Here is a 21,459-nt window from a genome sequence, read left to right on the forward strand (position 1 = left end):
TCCGACTCGGTCGTCCGTCGATGCACGTTGCGGGGTTCGGCATGGGCGATGCGGACGACGGAGCATCCGTGGTCGTGGGTGCGTGTCGCGGAGTCTTCAAGCTTCCTGAGATAAGGAGAACGAATTGGATAGCTTTCAGCGAGAGATCCCGAAGAGCCGGGTGTCGATCACCCTCGATCTGCATACGGGCGGGGCGCAGAAGAAGGTCGAGCTGCCCCTGAAGCTGCTGGTGGCGGGCGACTTCAGCGCCGGGCGCGAACAGGCGCCGCTGGCCGAGCGCAAGAAGGTCAACATCGACAAGAACAACTTCGATGCGGTGCTGGCCGACTACGCGCCCGATCTCAAGATCGTCGCGGGCAACACGCTGGCCGGTGACGGTTCGGAACTGCCCGTCAACCTGTCGTTCCGGTCGATCAAGGACTTCGAACCCGAGCAGGTGGCGCGCCAGATTCCCGAACTGCAGGCGCTTCTCGCGATGCGCAATCTGCTGCGCGATCTGAAATCGAATCTGCTCGACAACGGCACATTCCGCCGCGAGTTCGAGAAGGTGCTGAAGGACGATCGCCTGTCCGCGAAGCTGCGCGGCGAGCTCGCCCAGATCGCGACCGCCGCGACGCAGCCGGAAGGGCATGCGTGAACGCCGCTGGGCAAAACGCGCGTTCAGCACATTCCGCCACATCGTAGCGATTCGATCGCAGACAGGACCCGAGATGAAACCCACTGAAACCCAGCAGAGCGGCGCGACCGAGACCGTCGTGCTGGACGCCCCGCACGGGGATATCGACAGCGTCTATGCGTCGCTGTGCAGCAAGATCAACCTGAAGCCCATCAGCGAGGCGCGCCCGCTCGAGGCGTTCCGCGACAACGACATGCTGTCCGAGGCATCGGCCGACGAACGGATCGCGCGCGGCATGGGCGCGTTCCTCGAACTCGTCGCGAAGGCGAGCCAGCCGGTGGACCGCCTCGACAAATCGCTGCTCGACTTCCACATCGGCCAGATCGACCGGCAGATCGGCCGTCAGCTCGACGCGGTGATGCATACGTCGGAATTCCAGGCGCTCGAAGCGCGCTGGCGCGGCCTGAAGATGCTCGTGAGCCGCACCGATTTCCGCAAGAACGCGCGCATCGAAGTGCTGGACGTGTCGAAGGATGCGCTGCAGCGCGACTTCGAGGATACGCCGGAACTCATCCAGAGCGGCTTGTACCGTCTGACGTACATCGAGGAATACGACACGCCGGGGGGCCAGCCGATCAGCGCGATGATCAGCGACTTCGAGTTCGCGAATTCGCCGATGGACGTCGCACTGCTGCGCAACATCTCGAAGGTGGCGGCCGCGGCGCACATGCCGTTCATCGGCTCGGTCGGGCCGGCGTTCTTCGGCAAGCAGTCGATGGAGGAAGTCGCGGCGATTCAGGACATCGGCAACTACTTCGATCGCGCCGAATACATCAAGTGGAAGAGCTTCCGCGATACCGACGACGCCCGTTACGTGGGCCTGACGATGCCGCGCGTGCTCGGCCGTCTGCCGTACGGCAAGGACACGGCGCCGGTGCGGGCGTTCAACTACGAGGAGGCCGTCAAGGGCCCCGATCACGACAAGTACCTGTGGATGAATGCGTCGTTCGCGTTCGCGGCGAACATGGTGCGCAGCTTCGTGAGCAACGGTTGGTGCGTGCAGATCCGCGGGCCGCAGGCGGGCGGTAAGGTCGAGGATCTGCCGGTCCACCTGTACGACCTCGGCACCGGCTACCAGCCGAAGATCCCGACCGAAGTGCTGATCCCGGAAACGCGCGAGTTCGAGTTCGCGAATCTCGGTTTCATTCCGTTGTCGTTCTACAAGAACCACGACTTTGCGTGTTTCTTCTCCGCGAACTCGGCGCAGAAGCCTGCGTTGTACGAGACCAAGGAAGCGACCGCGAACAGCCGCATCAATGCACGGCTGCCGTACATCTTCCTGCTGTCGCGCATCGCGCACTACCTGAAGCTGATCCAGCGCGAGAACATCGGCACGACCAAGGATCGTCGTCTGCTCGAACTCGAGCTGAACAACTGGATCAAGGGGCTCGTGACCGAGATGAAGGATCCGGGCGACGAGTTGCAGGCGTCGCATCCGCTGCGCGAGGCGAAGGTCACGGTCGAGGATATCGAGGACAACCCGGGCTTCTTCCGGATCAAGTTGTTCATCGTCCCGCACTTCCAGGTCGAAGGGATGGATATCGGGCTGTCGCTCGTGTCGCAGATGCCGAAGGCCAAGAACTGATCCGACGTTTGAGCAGGATCCGCCGGGGTGACGATTGTTGTCCCGGCGGCGTGTGGTTGCGCAACCGAGAGAGTCGATGTCGATGATTTTGCCTACGCAGGCTTATGAATTGAAGCTGGCGCCGCATCCGGCGCCGACGTCCGTGCTCCGCTTCGCGGGCCGGGACGCGGTGAGCGAGTTGTACCGCTACGATATCGAATTCACGAGCCCGGCAGCCGGTATTCCGATGGAGCAGATGGTCGGCCGCCCGGCAAAATTCATCGCCGCGCCAGTCGATCCGAACATGGACTATCTACGCAGAATGTTTGGCGAGGGCGCAGAGCAATTCAGCAAGATGCCGCAGGCCTATACGATCCACGGCGTCATCACGGAGTTCGACGAACTCGACACCTCAGCCGATCAGACACACTATCGGGTCCGTCTGGAGCCCAAGCTCGCCGATCTGAACCGGGGCGTGACGAGCCGACTGTTCCAGAAGCAGTCGATCGAAGAGATCCTGACCGACACGCTGCGCCATTACGGCTACCGGGCCGGAGTCGATTTCCGGTTCCAGTTGCGCGGCCAGTACAAGCGCCGTGAGTACGTGACCCAGTATCACGAAACGACGTTTTCCTTTATTCAGCGAATCTGCGCCGAAGAGGGGCTCTGGTTTCGCTGGGAGCAGAAGAAGGATTATGCGGTGCTCGTGTTTGGCGACGATCTGGACGCCTATGCGCGCAAGCAGCGCACCGTGTCGTACCGGCGCGATTCGGGGCTCGAGAGTTCGGGCATGGACGCGATCAAGACGCTCGAGAAGCGGACCCGGCGCGTGCCGGAAGCCGTCCGCCTGCACGATTACAACCACCGTGAGGCGGGTGTGTCGCTGCTGGTCGAGGAAAATGCCGCGCGCGACGACAAGACGACGAGCGGCATCGATTACCAGTGGGGCGAGCACTACGAGACGCCGGAAGAGGGCAAGAGCGTTGCCCGCCGGCGTCACGAGGAATACCTGGCGAACCAGATCACCTTCAAGGGTACCGGCAATCCGTTCTGGCTCGAAGCGGGCGAAGTCATGCGGCTGGCACCGCATCCGGCGGACGCGAAGCACGGGATTTTCGTCACGGCGGTAGAGTCGCAAGGCGGGCGCGACCAGTCGTACTGGGTAACTTTCGAGGGGATTCCGTCAGACCGCGTATGGCGCGCGCCGGTCGCCTCGATCGAGAAACCGGCCATCGACGGTATCCTGCCGGCCCGGATTACGTCACCTGGCGATTACAAATACGCGTACCTGACGGAGCAGGGCTGGTACGTGATCAAGCTGCCGTTCGATCTCGATGAGTGGAGTCCAGGCGGCACCAGCCGGCCGGTGCGGTTCGCGAAACCGTACAGCGGCGACAACTATGGGCATCACTTTCCGCTGATCGACGGGGCGGAAGTGGCGCTCGTCTTCACGCAGGGTCATCCCGACCGCCCCTTGATCATGGGGGCCATGCACGACAGCCTGCATCCGGATCTTGTCACCAGCCAGAACCACACCCGGAATCTGATCCGCACCGCAGCTCAAAACGAGCTGCGAATGGAGGACAAGGAAGGTGTCGAACACGTCCATCTGACGACGCCGTTCCAGACGAGTGAGCTGAACCTCGGCCACATGGTCGACGGTGATCGCAAGGATCGCGGGCGGGGTGCCGAGTTGCGTACCGACGGGCCGGCGGCGATTCGAGGATCGAAGGGGGTGTTGGTGACTGCGGAAGGGCAGCCCGGCGCCGCAGGCCAGCAGCTCGCTATGCAAGATGCCGACACGACGCTCGAGCAGGCCGAACAAATCCTGAATGCGCTTAACGACTCGGCAACCGCGGCGAAAGCCCTCCAGGCTGATATCGATCAGCAGCGCGTACTGATCCAGCAAAAGCTCAAGCAGCTTCAGAAACCCGTCATTGTTGCGACAGCGCCCGATGGTGTCGGGATCGTCAGTGGTCAACAGATGCAGCTTGCCGCCCGCAAGCAAATGTTCGTGACCGCCGGCGATGGACTCGACATCGGCGTGATGAAGCGAATCGCGGTGGCGGCGGGCGAGGCAATCTCACTTTTTGCGGCGAAGCTCGGGATTCGCATCTTCGCTGCGAAGGGCAAGGTTCAGGTTCAAGCGCAGTCCGACGCGATGGAACTTATGTCGATGCAGGACATGACAGTCAGTTCGTCGGATGGCGAAGTAATCATCACCGGCCGCAAAGGTGTCACGCTCGGCGATGGATCGGGCGCCTACATCAAGCTCTCGGGTGGCAAGATCATTATCGGGAGTCCGGCCGGAGAAATCGAGGTTAAGGGAAATTTGACGATCGACGCTCCGGACGGCGGTAGTTTCAAATTCCCGACTTGGGCCGCGGCGCCCGTCAACGACGTGCGGAGTGCAACGAACTTCGGATTTTCTGAATAACGGACAGCCATGGCAAACCCACCCGCACCGAAAAAGCCGCAATCCCCCGCGCCGGCACCGGCCAAGCTGAAGCCATTGCCGTTCGCCTTTCCGTTCCTGCGGAAGGGAAGGGGAAAGAATGAGGCTTCCGCACAATTCACGGATGAGCACGAAATCTACCGCCTGCTTGCCGAGCGTGAGCCGTCAGGGACGTATCTCGTCAGTCGCAAGGGGATGTGGCATGGCGGCATTCATGTCACGGAGGCGGGCGCTGGACAATCTCTGGATCTTGACGCGGGCTTGCGCTGCATCGCCGACGGCGTGCTGATCGCATTTCGCGCCAACAAAACCTATCCGATCAGCGAAGTCGGAGAGGCGGGAAGCGAATCACCGGTTCAGGCACCGTACAGTACGGGCTTTGCTCTGGTGCAGCACACGATGGAGTTTCCGCGGGGCGCGAAGCTGACGTTCTATAGCCTGTATATGCACTTGATGTCGCTGGAGGACTACGCCAATTTCCCGAAGCGGACCAAGCCGGCGTACTGGCCGCGGCAATGGCGAGTGACGCAACATGCGCAGGACAAACCTGCGGCCGGTCGCAACGGTCAGGTCCCGGATTCATCGGAGCAAGGGTTGCGGGTCCGCAAAAGCTACCCGAGAGGCGAAATCCTTGGCATCCTGCCGCAGGGCGCGAGCGTTAGCATCGGCAAGCGGGAGAAGAACTGGGGGCAAGTGACGGACCTGCATGGCGCGTCGTTGCTTGCACCGGAGGCCGGCGGCTACGCTGAGCCGAGCAGTGCTGTCGGCGGCTGGGTTTTTCTGGGCAAGGACAACGGTGGGCCGCTCGTCGAGGAGATCTTCCCGGATTCGATGTTCGACCGGGTGATCGTCATGACCGAACAAGGGGGGCAGTCGGGAGACTCGCGAGGAACCAGAGGTGGGATCCCGATCAAAGCGGGTGACCCGATCGGCCACCTCGGTCGCTACGATTCGCTGAACGAATGCACGTCCGGCACGAGGATGGCGCACATCGAGGTGTTCTGTGATGACAGTATTCAGTCGTTCCAGGAGCAAGGTCGAGCGTGGGTCAATCAACACGGCCCGAACAAGGAAGACTGGTCGGCATTGGGCCTGCCCTCCGAGCCGCCGATACTTCGGATTGCACCGGGCACCGTGCTGTTTCAACGCCAGGACAAGAAATTTGTCCCCGGCGCTGACCCGCAGTTGAGGAAAACGGACACTGTTCAGGTGTATTCGCTTGTCGAATTGGCACGTGATCCCCAACGACGAGTCGCCGCTCAGAACCCAAACCCCAATCCGGGTCATCCGGTGAACTGGTGGCACGTTGAGGGCGTGAATGCACAAGGTCAATCGATCGACGGCTGGGTGTGCGACTTCAACCACCCGAGCGGCCGGGTGACGCGAGAATTCGCGCAGAAATGGATCGACTTCCAGTGCCTGGCAGATGCGCATGATCCGACGCACACGATCTTCACGACGACTCAGAAGTGGGTCGACTATGCCAGCGGGGCGAATGTTGCCGACCATGCGTCGCGTTCGAATCTCAGCCCGGTGATGCTCAAGGTGTACGACACCCTGTTCACGAAAGGGGATGGCAAGCTCGCAGTTGACGAGCTATGCACGCTGTCGCAAACGGAGCGCGGCGGATACCCGTGGCTAATGCAAGCGGCGTCGCGGTTGATTGTCAAGCACGAAAGTGAGTGGGCGAATCCGTCGAAGTGGAAGCAGCTGATTGCTGAACTGGAGAAGCAGACGGGTCCCAAGCCGCAGCACGAGGAAGAGCAGAAGCGGATCGATAAGCTTGCATGGTGGGATGACTTGAAGGCCCATGTCCCAGGTTTTCCTGCCCCCGATGTATTTCATGTCAATCCAATTGGCTTAATCGCGAATTTTTCACTCGAACTGGGATTTATCACACTCGAAATGCTTGCGGCAGTTGATCCGCGTGGCAGTAAAAATTATCATAGGCAGATCCTTCCTGCACTCAATAAGTACGCGAAAGGATATCGGGTCACTACGCCAAAGAGAATTGCTCATTTTCTCTCGCAAATCGCTGTCGAGAGTAGTTTTAAGAATGTCGAAGAAGGACTTTCATATTCTTCAAAGCAAATGAAGCGGATTTTCGGATGTAATCCTGCTCCCAAAGGCAAGGAGGCGTATAGCGAAGTATCGGGCGATATTGTTTGCAATTTCGGCCGACGGCGGGAGAAATTGTGGACTGAAACAAGCAAGTACGAAAATAATCCAAGAAATCTTGCTAGCTATGTTTATGCTGATCGATATAAAAATGGAAACGAGGAGTCCGGAGACGGGTATAAATATCGCGGCAGAGGTCTTATACAGACGACATTTAAAAGTAATTACATGATTCTTATGGATGAGCATAATCGCCGCTTCCCGGATGATCAACGTGACTTCGTGGAAAACCCAGATCTCGTTCTTAGCGATTTGGAGTATGGGATAGAATCTGCTTTTGTTTTCTGGGCCGTTACTAAAAATGTTAATGGAATTGCGGATTCTGGGAATGTCCTCGCGGTTTCGAAAGCGGTAAACGGCGGGAAGATCGGATATTCAGAGCGATTAACGGCCTACAACAACGTGGCGCCAATTCTTGGGTTACAAAAGGAGGTGGCGTAAAATGGTTATTTATAGGTTGTTAGTGGTGAGCGTGATGTCGCTCTTTCTCTCGCTTAATGCAAATGGAGTTGAAGCTATCTCGGGTTGCCCGCCGGTAAATACCAAGAAAAATGTGTTTGATGCGTCGGTGTTGGAAGGGAGTTCGAGGGTTTCCATCGAAAACGGCACGGCCGAATATCCGCTCGTTCTTGATTTATATCGCCCGATAAAGGGTGGATGTAAAAAAATCGAATTCGCTCGATATTCGATTGAAGGAGGGGTGCCGGCAGTTGAGTCGATATTTTTTATGGCTATTCATGGTCGCGTTAATGTGTTCTCCATTGTCACGTGGGATATAAACAATCGCGGCGATGGTACTTATGGGCGACTCTACCAGGTATACGCCTATTTCTTTAATAACGATGGAATGTTGGTTGAAAATAGGCTCATCTCTGAAGACAACTCAATGACCGGAATCGAGGGATATGCCCAAGGCGCGGAGTCGAAATTTAGATATAGAACGGCTTCCGATGTTAAGAAATACTGGCGAGGTAGACTGGGCAAACCTGTCAAACAATGACTAGGGCGAAATATAGATCAATTGAGATGCGTGCTAGGAGAAGGAGAGAGGATATTTTTAGGCTGCACGCAGCAGGTGCCGCACTACTTGTCTTTGCACTCCGTGGCTATGGGGGCAATAGTTATCTAGTATCAAAGGAAAATGGGAGTGTCGTCGACGCATCGCAGATTTGCGCGAATTCGGTAATGTCCATTGAGAATGGCGCGGGAAAATATCATTCAACCCATGTTTTGCATCAGCCAGGAGATGGAGGGCGCGAAAAATTCGAGTTTGCTCGATAACGTTGCCGCCAATTTCGTGATCTGTGATGGAAGTCCAAAATGATTAATAAGTCAATATTGATGCTCTTGGCATTGCTGTCTGCCTGCGTTCAGGTTCAGGAAAGTGTGTTGGGTGAATCAAGTGTTTTAGAGTATGCCAATGATGGGCGCAACGTCTACCGATCGCTACGCTTTAAGCGCCCAGATGGCACGATGTTTAGCCCCTTCGATGAGGGATTGAGATTTTACAAGCCCGGCGCCGACAGTCTGTCTCCGGACAGGCAGTACTCGATTGTGAGCTTTTCTGCCGAAGGAGATCTCGACGATTCCAGCGGTGTGTCTATGCATACCGAGTATCTGTGTGCTTTCGTACGTATGAAGGACGGTTGCGTTGTGCATGTGGCGCAGGATACCGTCTGTGGTGGAGAGTGGCACCCGCCTCACCAGTGGTCCATCAACATTGAACCGATCTTCGATAATCCACCTAATGCGACCGACACCTATGCTGTTTACGCATCGAAATATAAAAGTGGATACCAAGTTTCACAGCCACCAATCCTAGCCTATCTGGCAGAGGGTACCACAGTTGACAATCTGCTCGCGTGCGACCCACCGAATGCAGGTAACAGAAGCGCTTATTCGAAGCTACTTGTCCAATTGAGGAAGGATGGAGACACTGAAAATGCCGCCAAACTGAAGAAGATCCTGTGGTGACCGGAGTGGCACATCTATCCACGTAGCGCCAGTTGAGTCGGCGCCTGGACCGTCCATGAAAAATCCGATAAATCATCAGTTACCAGATCCTACCTTGTGCAAGGTGATTCGGTATTGGTGAATAAATATAGCTTGTCGCAGGGGTTTATGGCGTTAAGGTATCGTCAGAAGAACGAAAATATTATCGGGAGATGAATTCGTTGTGAAGACGTGAGTGCGTGCTCCACACGTAATTGAATCGTCGATTTTTAATTTATTATCTAGGTATTCAAGGTGAAAAATCTCGTATATGAAGGTGACGCTACGAGCCACGGCGGCACGATTCTGTCCGGCTCTGATCGCATCAAGGTGAAGGGGCGCCGGGCTGCCCGTATCGGCGACAAGGTTTCATGTCTGATTCACGGTGACAACGAAATCTTCGAAGGCAGCGGCAGGTTGAAGGATGGCGCCACGCCGCTGTCGCGCGACGGGGATCACACGCGATGCGGGGCTGAACTCATTGCCTTGTCCAGCGGAGCTCGGGTTCGGTAAGCGATGCCAGTTGATTTCAGGCGCGTGCCGCCGCGGGTCGATGTCCCACCTCCGCCTCAAGTCTCGATCATCGTCTGGACGGTTCTGCTCGTGCTCGTCATGGCCGTGGGGGCGGGACTGGCTATCATGCTCTGGCCGACCGGCCGTCCGACGAACACGCTATGGTTTTGGTTTTGCGTCGCTGGTTATCCCTTCCTGGCTTGGGCTTTCCTGGTGTTCACGTGGCTGGGGTATGGCTACGTCCGGCGCAATCAGGCGATTGCGACGAACCGCGTCAGCGTTGAGGCGGAAAACGCGCGCCATGCGTTAGCGAGCAGACCATTGGCGATACTGGGCCATGCGTGGTGTTTCTCTGTGGACAATTTGGAGAACTCGCTCAACGGCGTTCTGAGCGGCACCGAACTTTCGACACGGCCAAGCGGTGCAGTCGCGGACAGTGAAGTCCATGCACGTTGGCTCGACATCCCCGATCAGCCGTTTCACCCCGGCAACGAATTGGCGGAACATGCCCGCCATCACGCAGTATGTACGTGGCTCATTGAACGCTTGATCGACGCTGTCCTGCCGCAGCTCAGGGCTCTTCCGCGAGGAACGAAGCTCCAGGTCGAGCTCCATCAGCAATCCAGGCTGAAATCCGAGGCGATCGAAGCCCGCATACGGGAATTAATTGCCGAACGGGTGCCTGCTTTAAAGGTTGACCTCAAGCCCGGCGAGCATGCGTCGTCACTCTTTAGAACGGACGCATGGTTTGATAAGCCGGACACCAATACGGTTCACCTGCTCATTGCTGTTGAACTTCGTGACGCCATTAGTGCCGTCCTGTCAGGTGGTGTTGCAGAGGCGGGCGTGGCCCTGCTCGTGGGGCAGTCACGGCTTGCTTCACAGGTAAATTCCGTCGGACTGTGGTTGCATCGTCCTGCCAAAGACTCGGTCGATGCCGCCGCCCGGACACTCGGGCTGGCTGCCCGTTGGGGGCGTGCTTCGCGCGACCGTTTGCGCACCGTGTGGGCACACGGTCTGACCGATGAAAGTGTGGGTGTAGTTCGGCAAGTCGCATCACTTTCTGAAGCGACGCGTTGGAATGTACTCGAGACGTTAGTGGGCGATTGTTCGGGCGCGGGACCGTGGCTGGCCGTCGCCCTTGCCGCAGAAAGTGCCTGTACAACGGGTGAGACGCAAATGGTGCTGTGTAGTGAAGGTAAGGATCTGATCGCTCTCGTGTGCAGAAAACAGACATGAACGACAACAAGAACGACAACAAGACACGACCGGCAGGTCTCTTCATTGGGATTGCTGCCGTCGTCGTGTTCCTTGCGCTCGGTATCGCGGTATGGGTGGAGAGTCCTCGTTACGGGTGGTCTCGCGATACCCGGATCATCGTCGAGCTTTCGCTGTGTGTGGCCATGCTCGTGGTGATCCTGCTGGTCAAGTACTTGGAGGGAGTGTTGCTCTGGATTGCATCGTTGAGAGCTTCCCGTTGGCTTGCCCGATACGACGCCGGCCGGCGCGCAGCGTCTGTAGGCCGCGACGATCAAGACACACTACCGGAACAAGCCGACCGCGCTGCTGCGCTCTGCAATGCTCTACAGGATCGCCACGGTTGGCGCTGGCGATACCGCGAACGTTGGGTGCTGATCGCCGGCGACGAACCGCTCGTGAAGCGCCTGGCGCCGGGTCTGGTCGACGCCGGCTTTGCGATCACCGGCGATACGGTCCTGCTGTACGCGAAGCAAACGAGCAGTACCCTCGATGCCGACTGGCTCGACCAGATTCGCCGTTTGCGCCGCCGGCGCCCGGTCGACGCGGTTGTCGCAGTAACGCGTAACCGCAGTTCGTCCAATGCGCCATTCGACACCGACAATCTGTCTCAGCGGCTCGCGCGCCACGCGCGCGCGCTGCGCTGGGCCGCGCCGGTCTATCTGCTCAATGTGACGGACTTCGGCAGCGACGCGTCGAGTGCCGACGAGGCGATGGGCTTCACCTGGGCCAACGCGCGTCTCAGCACGGAAGGAATCGAAGCGTCGTTGCAGAACCTCACCGACAACCTGGCCGATGCCGGTGTCGCACGCCTGACGAAGGATACCGGCGACCGCTATCCCGCAGAGCTGTCCCAGCACATATCGAATCTTCGCAACGCACTGGCGGGCCTGGTGCTGCAAACCTTGCAGTCGCGTACTTGGCGGCACGCGGTCCACGGCCTCCTGTTTGCGCCGCTCTTCACGGAACGGGAACTGGCACCTCCAGTGCCCGTCGACGCGAACGATGACGAGCAACCGGTCGGTCCGTCACACCGCACGATCTGGCAAACCGTCGCCGAGCACAGCCGCAGGATTCACGGCCACCGCGTTGGCTTCTCGCTGTCGACCACGGCAGCCTGGATGACGACGGCCCTGATCGGCTGCTGGTTTGCCGGCACGTTGCTGTCCGGTTTCGCCAACCGTACAACGATCGGAAGCGCAACGGATACGGCTGCGAAGCTCACCGGTCCCCTGAACCCGACGCAGTCGCTGCAAACGCTCACCGACCTCAACCGGCAAATGGACACGCTCGAAATCCACCAGCGTGCCGGTGCGCCTTTGACCACCCGTTTCGGTCTGAACCGCGACCACGCGCTGCTCGATGCCCTGTGGCCTTACTACACCGAAGCCGCAAACCGCATCCTCGTCAGCCCGATCCGCCAGAAGCTCGAAGCGAGATTGCATCAACTCGCGTCCCTGTCCGACGCGGAAATCGCCAGCGGCGATGACGCCCAGGTACACGCCGAGTACGACACGCTCAAGACCTACATGATGCTCGCCAAACCCGAGCGGGCGGCAGCCGCATTCCTGATACCGCAACTCGTCGCAACATCTGCACCCGAACGCCCGACCAATTCCCAACTGTCGAAGGGCAGTTGGGAAGACCTGCGTCAGCGAGCGATCACGTTCTTCGCCAATCACATCGGGCGTGGCGCCGCATCCCGTCAAGCCGCACCGACGATCGTCCCGGACGGTAGCCTGGTTGCTTCGACCCGCCAGACGATCATCGGTGTCCGAGGTATTCAGAACTCCGGCGACGCGATCTACCAGCAGATCATCGACGAAGCATCACCGAAATACCCACCGCTATCACTCGCGACGCTGCTCGGCGACGCGGCAACGCAATCCTCTGCAGGCAGCGCAACGAGCCGCGGCCTGTTCGGCACGACCGCGACCGTACCGGGCGTATTCACGCGCGCGGCGTGGGAGGAGCGAATCTCGAAGGCAATCGACGAAGCCGGCGACCAACGCGATGTAGCAAGCGACTGGGTGCTCTCCGACACCAAGGTCGCCGATGCATCCCCGTCGACATTGAAGGCCGAACTGCGCCAGCGCTACTTCGACGACTATGCGCGGGCATGGGCGCTTTTCCTCAACAGCCTGCGCTGGCAACCCGCCCCGACGCTGTCGGCTACGGCCGACCAGTTGACGCTGCTGGGTGATCCGCAACGCTCGCCGCTCGTCGCGTTGATGAATGCGATCGTCTATCAGGCAGGCACGGGAGCCAACGCACAGTCGTTGTCCGACACGCTGATCAGCAAGGCGCAACAATTGGTCGGCACGGACGAAAAGGACCCATCGAAGCATGCAAAACCTCAGTTTGCACCGCTTGCCGCCGCATTCGGCCCGATCCTGCGTTTGACCGGCAGCGATCTCGCTTCCGGAGCGCCGTCCGGCGGCAAGGGGAACGCACCGCCGGCAGCAACCGGCGACCTGAGCCTGGCACGCTATCTGGAGCGGATCACGGCGATGCGCCTGAAGACATCGCAGATCGTCTCCAGTCCGGACCCGGACGCGATCGCGCGTCTGGCCGCGCAATCCGTGCTGCAGGGCAAGACGTCCGATATCGCCGACAGCCGCGATTACGCGAGCCGTGTCGCCGCGAGCCTCGGTGAGCAGTGGTCCGGATTCGGCGCACTGTTCCGCGCACCGTTCGACCAGTCCTGGCAAGTCATCGTGCAGCCGGCCGCTTCCAGTCTGAACGAAATCTGGCGTACCGCGATCCTCGCCGACTGGAACAAGACGTTCGGTGGCCGCTATCCGTTTGCGGATTCCGACAACGACGCATCGCTGCCCGAGATGGCGCGCTTCATGCGTCCGGATAGTGGCGTGATCGCGCAGTTCGTGACGTCGCAACTGGCCGGTGTCGTCGAACGGCAGGGCGACCGATGGGTCGCTTCGCAAGGTACCGATTCCGGCGCGTTGACGATCGATCCGGCTTTCCTCAGCGGCCTGAACAAGCTCACGCGCACGTCGACGGTCCTGTTCCCGTCCGGCGATGCACGCGTGCGTTACGAACTGCGGGCCGAGCCGACGCCGGGCGTCACCGACATGAGATTCGTATTGTCCGGCCGCGAACTGCATTACTTCAACCAGAAACAGGAGTGGACGCCGTTCGAATGGCCGGGACAATCGCTCGAGAACCTGTCACATATCGAATGGCAGACGGAGCAGGGCGGGTTGCGCACCGCACTCGATTCGCAGGGGCGCTTCGGTCTCGTTCGGTTGCTGGAGCGCGCGAAGGTCGTACAGCAGGACAACGCGCGCTATTTGCTGACCTGGACGCCGGACACGAGCCAGGGTATCCCGCTCAAGGTGCAATTGCGCAGCGAAGCCGGCGGTGGTCCGCTCGATGTTCTCCAGTTGCGGAATTTCGTGTTGCCGGCACGTATTTTCGTGACGGGATCGGCAAATGCCGGGGGTCGGGTATCGGCAAGCGGCCCGCCGCCGCTGCCGATGTCGGCGATCGAGGCCGCGAAGCATGCAGCCGTGCCATTGCCACCGGGGGTGCCGGGCGGAGGCGCCTTGCCGGACGCCGTCATGCAGGCGACGACGGAGCAGGCATCCGGTCAGCGTACCGCGCTCGAACTTGCTCAGGCGAAAGCGCAGGTCACGGAGCGTGGAATGGCGAAACAAACGACTGTGCCGAAGGTCGCGATTTCGCCATTGGCGACCACGTCGGGACGTTCCGAATCCTCCTCCAGTCCGTTCGGACACGCCCTCAGCCTGCTGGGCGACGCATTCGTTTTTTGAGATCCTCCATGACGCTTGCTAATTTTGTGAAGACACTCGTCGGCGGCTCCCGTATCGATTCGCTTCAGCGGGCACGGACGGATACCTGGGCCACATGGATTGCACCGATACCGGGCGAGCATGCATACGGACGCGATCCCGGCTACGAAGACGCATTCTTCGAACTGAAGGACGAAGCCGGAAAGCTGTCGGGAATCGATGACGGGTTGATCGTCCGTGCATGCGAACACCTGCTCAAGGAGACCGGCAAGGATTTGCGGCTCGCCGGCTACTACGCGTTCGCACGCCTGCGGCAGGACGGCCCGGCCGGGTTCGCCGACGGACTTGAGCTGGCCGCTGCACTCGTCGACCGGTTTGGCGAAGCGGCTTTGCCCGTCCGTCACGAAGCCAAGAAGGCTGCGCTTGAAATGCTGGCGACTGCGCGTGTGATCGAGACGCTGGATAGTCGTGGCGACTTTGTGCCCGCTGATCTCGAACGTACGTTGGCCGCGCTCGACGTGCTCGTGGCGCATACGGCCGCGTGGCCCGATGCTGCCCGTCCGAATCTGCAGCCACTCGTTTCTCGCTTCGAGACAAAGGAAGCGCCAGCGCGCAGCGTCGATTCCGGCAAGGCGATGCCGGCAGCGACTGCGCCGGGCAGAACGTCGGCGGGGTCGATTGCGTCCACACGCGATTTGCTCGATCAGGCACGCGCGATGTCGGCGTGGCTCCGGGATCAGGAAAACGGCTACTTGCCGTCGGTACGCCTCGTGCGAAGCGTTCGGTGGGACACCTTGCACGACGTGCCGCCTACAGACACCGCGTCGCACACGCGTCTGGCGCCGCCACGCGCCGAGTTGCGGCAGCAGATGAAGCGCCTCGTGCTGCAGAAGCACTGGCACGAGTTGCTGGAGCGTGTCGAAGGGGCCTTCATGGAAGGCGTGAATCACTTATGGTTCGATCTGCAGTACTTCCAGCACGCGGCGCTCGATCACGTCGGTACGCCGTACAGCGCGTGGCGAGAATTGCTGCGTGCCGACTTTGCACTGTTTCTCGAACGATTGCCGGGCATCGAACGGCTGGCGTTCAACGACGGTACGCCATTTGCCGACGACACGACACTCGAATGGATTGCTCGCCATGCGGTTGTACGCGACCTGGACGCGGGCGAGACGATTGCGCCACTGCCGGTCTCGGCGGATAGCGAGAGCGATTCGACCGGCGACTGGCCGGAGATCGAAGTCCAGGCTCGCGAACTGGCTACCCGTGAGGGCATTGAGACGGCTTTCGCGTGGCTTGAAGCGCTGCCCGGCATGAAAACCGATCGACATCGCTACTTGCAGCGGCTCGTGATGGCCCGGTTGGCCGATCATGCCGGCCGTCACGATGCGGCGCTCGCACTGCTCGCCGAACTCGACGGAGCGTCACGCTCGCTGCCGCTTATGCGCTGGGAGCCGGCGCTGACGTTCGAGGTCAAGCATCAACTGGTCAAGGCATTGAAAGCGATGAGCAGCCGCAAGGATGCCGACAAGCCGGCACTCGCCCGCCGTATCGGCGAACTGCATGCGGAACTCACGGTACTCGATCCCGCGCGCGCACTGACCCTTTCGTAACGGATTCCCATGGACAACAACGATCCCATCCTGCGCTACTACGAAGCGGAAATGCGTTACCTGCGCGAGTCCGGCAAGGAATTCGCGAAGGCGCATCCCGACCGCGCGCGCCTGCTCAATCTCGAACGCGTCGGCGATCGCGATCCGTACGTCGAACGTCTTTTCGAGGGCTTTGCTTTCCTGACGGGCCGGCTCAGGCAGAAACTAGACGACGAATTGCCCGAACTGACTGAAGGGCTCGTCAGCCTGCTGTGGCCGCATTATCTTCGGATGATTCCGTCGCTGTCGATCGTCGAGTTGACGCCGTTCTCGGAGAAACTGCAGAAGACGGAAGTCGTACCAGCCGGCGTGCCGGTGCGGTCCGCGCCGATCAACGTGCCGTCGCCCGGCGGCGCGGAAGGTATGACGCCGCGGACGGTGCAATGTCTGTATCGGACGACGCAGGCCGTTGCGCTGCAGCCCGTGTCGATCACGCATGCCGGGCCGACCGTGCGCCACGACGGTCGCTCGGTGATCCGTCTCGGCTTCTCGCTGCAAGGGTCGGCGCTGCGTAGCGAAACGAACCTGTCGCGGCTTCGGCTGCATCTGAATGCGGATCTGCCGACCGCATTCGCTATGCATCTTGCGCTGACGCGGCAGGTCGATGCGATTTATTGGCGTGTCCCGGAAGTCCGCGACGGCGAACCAGTGGCGCTTACGGGCGTGACGATCGAGCCGGCGGGTTTTTCGACGGAAGAACGGCTGTGGCCCAAGGCCGATGCGGCGTTCTCCGGATATCAGCTGCTGCTCGAATACTTCACGTTCCGTGAGAAATTCCTGTTCGTCGATCTATGCGGACTGGATATCTCGACACTGCCCGAGAAATCGACTCGCTTCGAGCTGGAGATCCTTCTGACGGAAGCGTATCCGTCGGATCAGCGTTTCAACGCGGAGAACGTGCGGTTGTTCTGTTCGCCGGTCATCAACCTGTTCGAACTGGATGCCGAACCGATCGAGATCGACCATCACGAAACCGAATATCGCGTGGTGCCGGCCGGCCATCAGGGCGAGCATGTCGAGACGTATTCGGTCGATGCGATCGCGACGTTCGATCACGACTCGGCCGAGCGGTACGAATACGTGCCGTTCGCGACGTTCCGGCACCGCGGCGGCATGCTGCGGCACGAGGCGCCGGAGCGCTATTTCCATACGCGCGTGCGTGCGGGCGTATCGGGGCTGCACGAAATGTGGGTGATTCTCGGCGGGCATGCGTGGGAAACGATGGATACGCTGCCTGAGGAAAGCCTGTCGCTGCGTGTGACGGGCACGAACGGGTTGCTGCCGCGCAAGGGGTTGCGCGAAGCGAGTCTCGACGAGTTGGCGGCCAGCACGCCGAACGTTGCACGCGTGCGCAATCTCGTGTCGCCGACATTGCCGCTGTATCCACCGACAGAAGACCGCTTCCAGTGGCGCGTGCTGTCGCATCTCGCGCCGAACTACCTGTCGATGATGAATGCGGAGGTGTTGCGCGGCGCTTTGGCGCTGTATGACTGGACGAACGAAGAGCTGAACCGGCGGCGGCTCGCCGGCATCCTGCATGTGTCGCAGGAAATGATCGAGGAGGTGTCGGGAGGAGCGGTCGAGAGAGGTGTCTTGATCGAAGTCACGCTCGATGCGCATGCGTTTTCCGGTGAAGGCGACGTGATGCTGTTCGGCGAACTGCTGCACCGGTTCTTTGGCGCATACGCGGAGATCAATCTGTTCACGAAGCTGGCGATCGTCAGCCTGCCGTCCCGCTCGCGGACGGAGTGGCCGCGCAGCAAGGCTCAGCGGGCGCCGCTATGAGTCTTTCGATCGATCGGATGAGTGCTGAAGCCGGTGAGCCGAAAAGCCTGCCGGCTGTGGCCGTGAAATTGTTCGAGCGAGCGCCGAGGATGACATTCATGCAGTTCTGTCGTCTGCTGGAGGCATGTGTGCCCGGACGCCCCGGCCTCGGCACATGTGATACGCCGGAGCATGAGCCGGTGCGGTTCCGGCCGCGTCCCAGGTTGGGTTTTCCGGCGGGCGAGGTGGCCGCAGTAGAGTTCGACGACGAGCACCTCGATGCGCCGCCGACTGTGCGCACGACCTTCATGGGTCTCTATGGCGTCGATGCGGCCATGCCGTCGCACATGATCGACGAGATCGTGTTGCGGGAGGAGGGACATGAAGCGGTCGAGGCGTTTCTCGATCCGTTCAACCACCGGATGGCGACGCTGCTTTATCGCGCGTGGAAGAAATATCGTTATCCGGAGCGCTTCCGGGCCGGCGGTGTCGACGATTATTCGCAGAGTCTGTTGTGCCTGGCGGGATTTGGATGGGGTGACAAGCCGTATCGGGCGGGCTTGCCGAATTCACGGATGCTTGCGTTGCTGGGGCTGTTGATTCAGCGGACACGCACGTCGGAAGGGCTGGCCGGCGTGGTGGCGCTTGCCGCACCGGGAGCCGATGTTCGTGTCGACGAGTTTTGGGCGGTGACGACGAGTACCGGTCGACCGACACCGTTGACGTCGGCGAAGCCGGATGCCGGCGTGTTGTCGAACGGGCAGCGCAGCGGGCTCGGCGGTGGTTACGTGCTCGGCAGGCGTCTCGCGTATCGCAGTCGAGCCGTGCGTTTGACGTTGTGGCCCGTTGATGCGCAGCAGGCTCAGGACCTGCTGCCGGGTGCGTGGCTGCATCGAGAGGTGATGGCATTCATCCAGCTGTATGTCGGCATCAAGGCTGACGTGCATTTGCGGATGAAAGTGTCGACACGGTTCGTTCCGAAGCTGGCCGTGGGAGTCGAACGTGCCGCCCCCGCGCCACGTCTCGGCTGGACGACTGTGTTGCCGTCAGTCGATGAACGACTGATCGATATCGCCTTGGGTGTCTATGAGGCGTTGCCCGCGCCGCGACCCAATCCGCATCTCGTGCCGCGCACGATCTGACTCCGGAGTGTTTATGTTCTATCGAATGAGTGCGGCCACTGCCGCTGCCGTATTGCTGCTGTCGGGTTGCGGCGCGTGGCAATCCGTGTCGGATGCCTCGTCGAATGCGTATCGGGCGGTGTTTTTCAAGCAGGTGAAGGTGCTTGATGTCGATTTGGCTGCGCGCGCCGCATTGAATCCGGACGACTTGGGACGGCCCACGTCGGTCGCCGTGCGCGTCTATCAACTGAAGGATCGTAAAACGTTCGACGGAGTGTCGTACGATGATCTGCTGAAGAACGACAAGATAGCGCTTGCACAGGATATTCGTGCCGCGATGGCGGTCGTGCTGAATCCCGCAGCATCAGCAAGTCTATCGCAGCCAATGCAGGCAGATACGAAATACGTCGCGGTAGTTGCGTTCTTTCGCAATCCCGGCAATGGTGACGGATGGAAATATGTAATTGAAAAGACGAGATTAAGACCGGATAGACCGTTGAGTATCGACTTGACCGATCAACTTCTGCTTGGCAGTGGGAATGTGTCAAAAAAGAGGGAAAGGTGACGCGAGACGCGATCTCGTCGACGTGATTGAACTGCTGTAAATGAGGTTGTGTTTAATGAACGGAAAAGAAGGAACTCCGAAATGCTGGGTGTACGCCTTTGGCATTGAAGTGTTCGTAGTCGTTGCTGCGCTTTTATGGAACCACACTGCAGTGCACCAAGGTGGATGGAATGATTTGGTAGTCGGAATAGGAGACATTTTCATAATATTTGGGGCTTTCTTTTATTCTTTTGTATGGGCCATTGCTGCGCTAGTTCGACTTGTTAGACGCCGAAGGACATTCAGTCTTGCGGTTGCTGTCCAAGGATTGGCGCTTCATTGTTTGGCAATGGTCGCGCTTGCGATCTCGGCGATGCATCTGTTAGCTTGACAACACAAGCGGTGTGCCTTCGATGCCGTAGTTGAAGGATGTTCTCACGTTCGTCATGGACGGTAGCGGCAGAAAGGACATCGACGATGTTGGCGAGACGCTGATGTAGGCGACCGTCTCACGACGCATTGCGAAGGTGTGCAGCTACCAAGTTATCGACAGGGTGAGTACGCAGAAGTCGCGGAATGGTGTGGGGCAACGGGCGAGCGCTGCGATACGCTCCGCACCTGTGAATCACAGCATGAAGCGGGCGACCCCGGATGAAACTGCGGGTAGCCCGTTTGGCGTGTAGCTGACGCCGCGATGCGGCTACCTGCGCTGGCAGTTCCGCTTACCGATCATCTTCCCGCACCGAAGAAGGATGCCGGCACAGCGCCCGCACTTCCATCTCCATATACGGGAACAGCGGCAGCTGGCTCAGCACGTCATGCAGCTGCTGCACGCTTTCCACGTCGAAAATACTGACGTTCGCATACTGCCCGGCGATCCGCCACAGATGCCGCCAGGTTCCTTCGTTCATCAGCCGCTGGCACATCGCCTTTTCTTCCGCCTTCAGCGTGGCCGCCTTGACCGGATCCATGTCCGTCGGCAGACGGACGGTCATTTCCACATGAAACAGCATCCTGCACTCCTTGCGTTATCGGTTCGTCGAATCGGAAGGCCACTCACGCCTGCGCGCGGGCTCGCTCGACTTCGCTGCCCGGCACGTCCGGCTTTTCCTTGAGCAGCGAGAAGTCGAAATCGATCAGCGCGAACTGCCCGTCGACGCCATACGGCTTGCCTTCCGCGCCCTCGGCCTGCTTCACCGGCGGGATCAACCCGTCGCGCGTCGCGAAGGCGAAGTCGTCCCACAGATGCGGATCGCCATCGATGTTGATCTGCGTCGTCAGCTTACGATAACCGTCCGCCGAAACGAAGAAGTGAATGTGCGCCGGACGATGGCCGTGGCGGCCGAGCTGGTCGAGCAGTTGCTCGGTCTTGCTGCCCGGCGGCACGCTGTAGCCCACCGGCAGCACGCTGCGGAAGCTGTAGCGGCCTTCGGCATCGGTACGGATCGAGCGGCGCAGGTTGAACGCGGGCTGAGATTGATCGAAATACGAGTAGTTGCCGAGATGGTTCGCGTGCCACACCTCGACCAGCGCGTTCGCGATCGGTGCGCCGTCCTGGCCCAGCACCTGGCCGCGCATGATGAGCGTCTGGCCGGGATCGGTGCCGTCGTCGAGACGCGCATGGCCGACCGATTCCGGCGCACCGGCGACATACAGCGGCCCTTCGATCGTGCGCGGCGTACCACCCTGGATGCCGGCTTTTTCCTCGGCTTCGTCCATGCGCACGTCGAGGAAGCGCTCGAGGCCGAGGCCCGCGGCGATCAGCCCGAATTCGCGGCCGGCTTCGTTCAGGTAGTTCAGCGCCGTCCAGAATTCGCTCGGCTGCACGTCGAAGTCCTCGATCGTGTAGCAGATGTCCTTCACGATCCGGTTGACGATCGCGCGCACGCGCGGATTGCCCGGCTTCTCGGCGGCGTCGTCGAAGGTCTTCAGCAGTGCGTCGATAGCTTGCTTGTTCATCTGTGTCTCCG

Annotated in this window: 15 protein-coding genes; 13 read left to right on the forward strand and 2 right to left on the reverse strand. The window is 60.0% G+C overall.

Going from position 1 to position 21,459, the window contains the following annotated elements; genetic code table 11:
• The first annotated feature begins 124 nt into the window (after positions 1-124).
• The 13 genes from tssB to tssJ all read left to right on the forward strand — a co-directional run bounded on the left by tssB (position 125) and on the right by tssJ (position 19,510).
• Complete coding sequence (gene tssB / locus LGM89_RS08160; RefSeq protein WP_226272810.1) at positions 125-637, forward strand: type VI secretion system contractile sheath small subunit; 513 nt, start codon at positions 125-127, stop codon at positions 635-637.
• Positions 638-710: 73 nt separating this feature from the next.
• Positions 711-2,261, forward strand: a complete 1,551-nt coding sequence (tssC, locus tag LGM89_RS08165; RefSeq protein ID WP_089432315.1) for a type VI secretion system contractile sheath large subunit — start codon at positions 711-713, stop codon at positions 2,259-2,261.
• A 76-nt stretch (positions 2,262-2,337) separates the two neighbouring features.
• The gene (locus LGM89_RS08170) at positions 2,338-4,677 is read left to right on the forward strand and encodes a type VI secretion system Vgr family protein (RefSeq protein WP_226272811.1); all 2,340 of its coding nucleotides are present in this window, start codon (positions 2,338-2,340) and stop codon (positions 4,675-4,677) included.
• Between the two features lie 9 nt (positions 4,678-4,686).
• A complete protein-coding gene (locus LGM89_RS08175; RefSeq protein ID WP_226272812.1) occupies positions 4,687-7,314 on the forward strand; it encodes a glycoside hydrolase family 19 protein in 2,628 nt (875 codons plus the stop codon).
• Between the two features lie 34 nt (positions 7,315-7,348).
• A complete protein-coding gene (locus tag LGM89_RS08180) occupies positions 7,349-7,873 on the forward strand; it encodes a hypothetical protein (RefSeq protein ID WP_226272813.1) in 525 nt (174 codons plus the stop codon).
• 320 nt (positions 7,874-8,193) lie between these two features.
• The gene (locus LGM89_RS08185; protein ID WP_226272814.1) at positions 8,194-8,847 is read left to right on the forward strand and encodes a hypothetical protein; all 654 of its coding nucleotides are present in this window, start codon (positions 8,194-8,196) and stop codon (positions 8,845-8,847) included.
• Positions 8,848-9,120: 273 nt separating this feature from the next.
• On the forward strand, positions 9,121-9,378 hold the full coding sequence (locus LGM89_RS08190) for a PAAR domain-containing protein (RefSeq protein ID WP_226272815.1): 258 nt from the start codon (positions 9,121-9,123) through the stop codon (positions 9,376-9,378).
• A 3-nt stretch (positions 9,379-9,381) separates the two neighbouring features.
• A complete protein-coding gene (locus tag LGM89_RS08195; protein ID WP_226272816.1) occupies positions 9,382-10,617 on the forward strand; it encodes a hypothetical protein in 1,236 nt (411 codons plus the stop codon).
• Positions 10,614-14,429 carry an ImcF-related family protein gene (locus LGM89_RS08200; protein ID WP_226272817.1) on the forward strand — a complete coding sequence of 1,272 codons (3,816 nt, stop codon included), beginning with the start codon at positions 10,614-10,616 and terminating at the stop codon, positions 14,427-14,429. Before LGM89_RS08195 ends, LGM89_RS08200 begins: the two co-directional genes overlap by 4 nt.
• An 8-nt stretch (positions 14,430-14,437) precedes the next feature.
• The gene (tssA, locus tag LGM89_RS08205) at positions 14,438-16,021 is read left to right on the forward strand and encodes a type VI secretion system protein TssA (protein ID WP_089497476.1); all 1,584 of its coding nucleotides are present in this window, start codon (positions 14,438-14,440) and stop codon (positions 16,019-16,021) included.
• 9 nt (positions 16,022-16,030) lie between these two features.
• Positions 16,031-17,845, forward strand: a complete 1,815-nt coding sequence (gene tssF, locus LGM89_RS08210; protein WP_089497475.1) for a type VI secretion system baseplate subunit TssF — start codon at positions 16,031-16,033, stop codon at positions 17,843-17,845.
• A gap of 17 nt (positions 17,846-17,862) precedes the next feature.
• The gene (gene tssG / locus LGM89_RS08215) at positions 17,863-18,966 is read left to right on the forward strand and encodes a type VI secretion system baseplate subunit TssG (protein ID WP_089498172.1); all 1,104 of its coding nucleotides are present in this window, start codon (positions 17,863-17,865) and stop codon (positions 18,964-18,966) included.
• A gap of 13 nt (positions 18,967-18,979) precedes the next feature.
• Positions 18,980-19,510 carry a type VI secretion system lipoprotein TssJ gene (gene tssJ, locus LGM89_RS08220; protein ID WP_226272818.1) on the forward strand — a complete coding sequence of 177 codons (531 nt, stop codon included), beginning with the start codon at positions 18,980-18,982 and terminating at the stop codon, positions 19,508-19,510.
• A gap of 701 nt (positions 19,511-20,211) precedes the next feature.
• Here the strand turns inward: tssJ and catC are convergent.
• Positions 20,212-20,502: a muconolactone Delta-isomerase gene (gene catC / locus LGM89_RS08225; RefSeq protein ID WP_105830058.1), complete on the reverse strand. Its 291-nt coding sequence runs from the start codon at positions 20,500-20,502 to the stop codon at positions 20,212-20,214.
• A gap of 43 nt (positions 20,503-20,545) precedes the next feature.
• Positions 20,546-21,448, reverse strand: a complete 903-nt coding sequence (catA, locus tag LGM89_RS08230; RefSeq protein WP_089443064.1) for a catechol 1,2-dioxygenase — start codon at positions 21,446-21,448, stop codon at positions 20,546-20,548.
• Positions 21,449-21,459 lie beyond the last annotated feature (11 nt).

It is taken from the genome of Burkholderia sp. AU31624 (genome assembly GCF_020420065.1).
GTDB lineage: Bacteria > Pseudomonadota > Gammaproteobacteria > Burkholderiales > Burkholderiaceae > Burkholderia.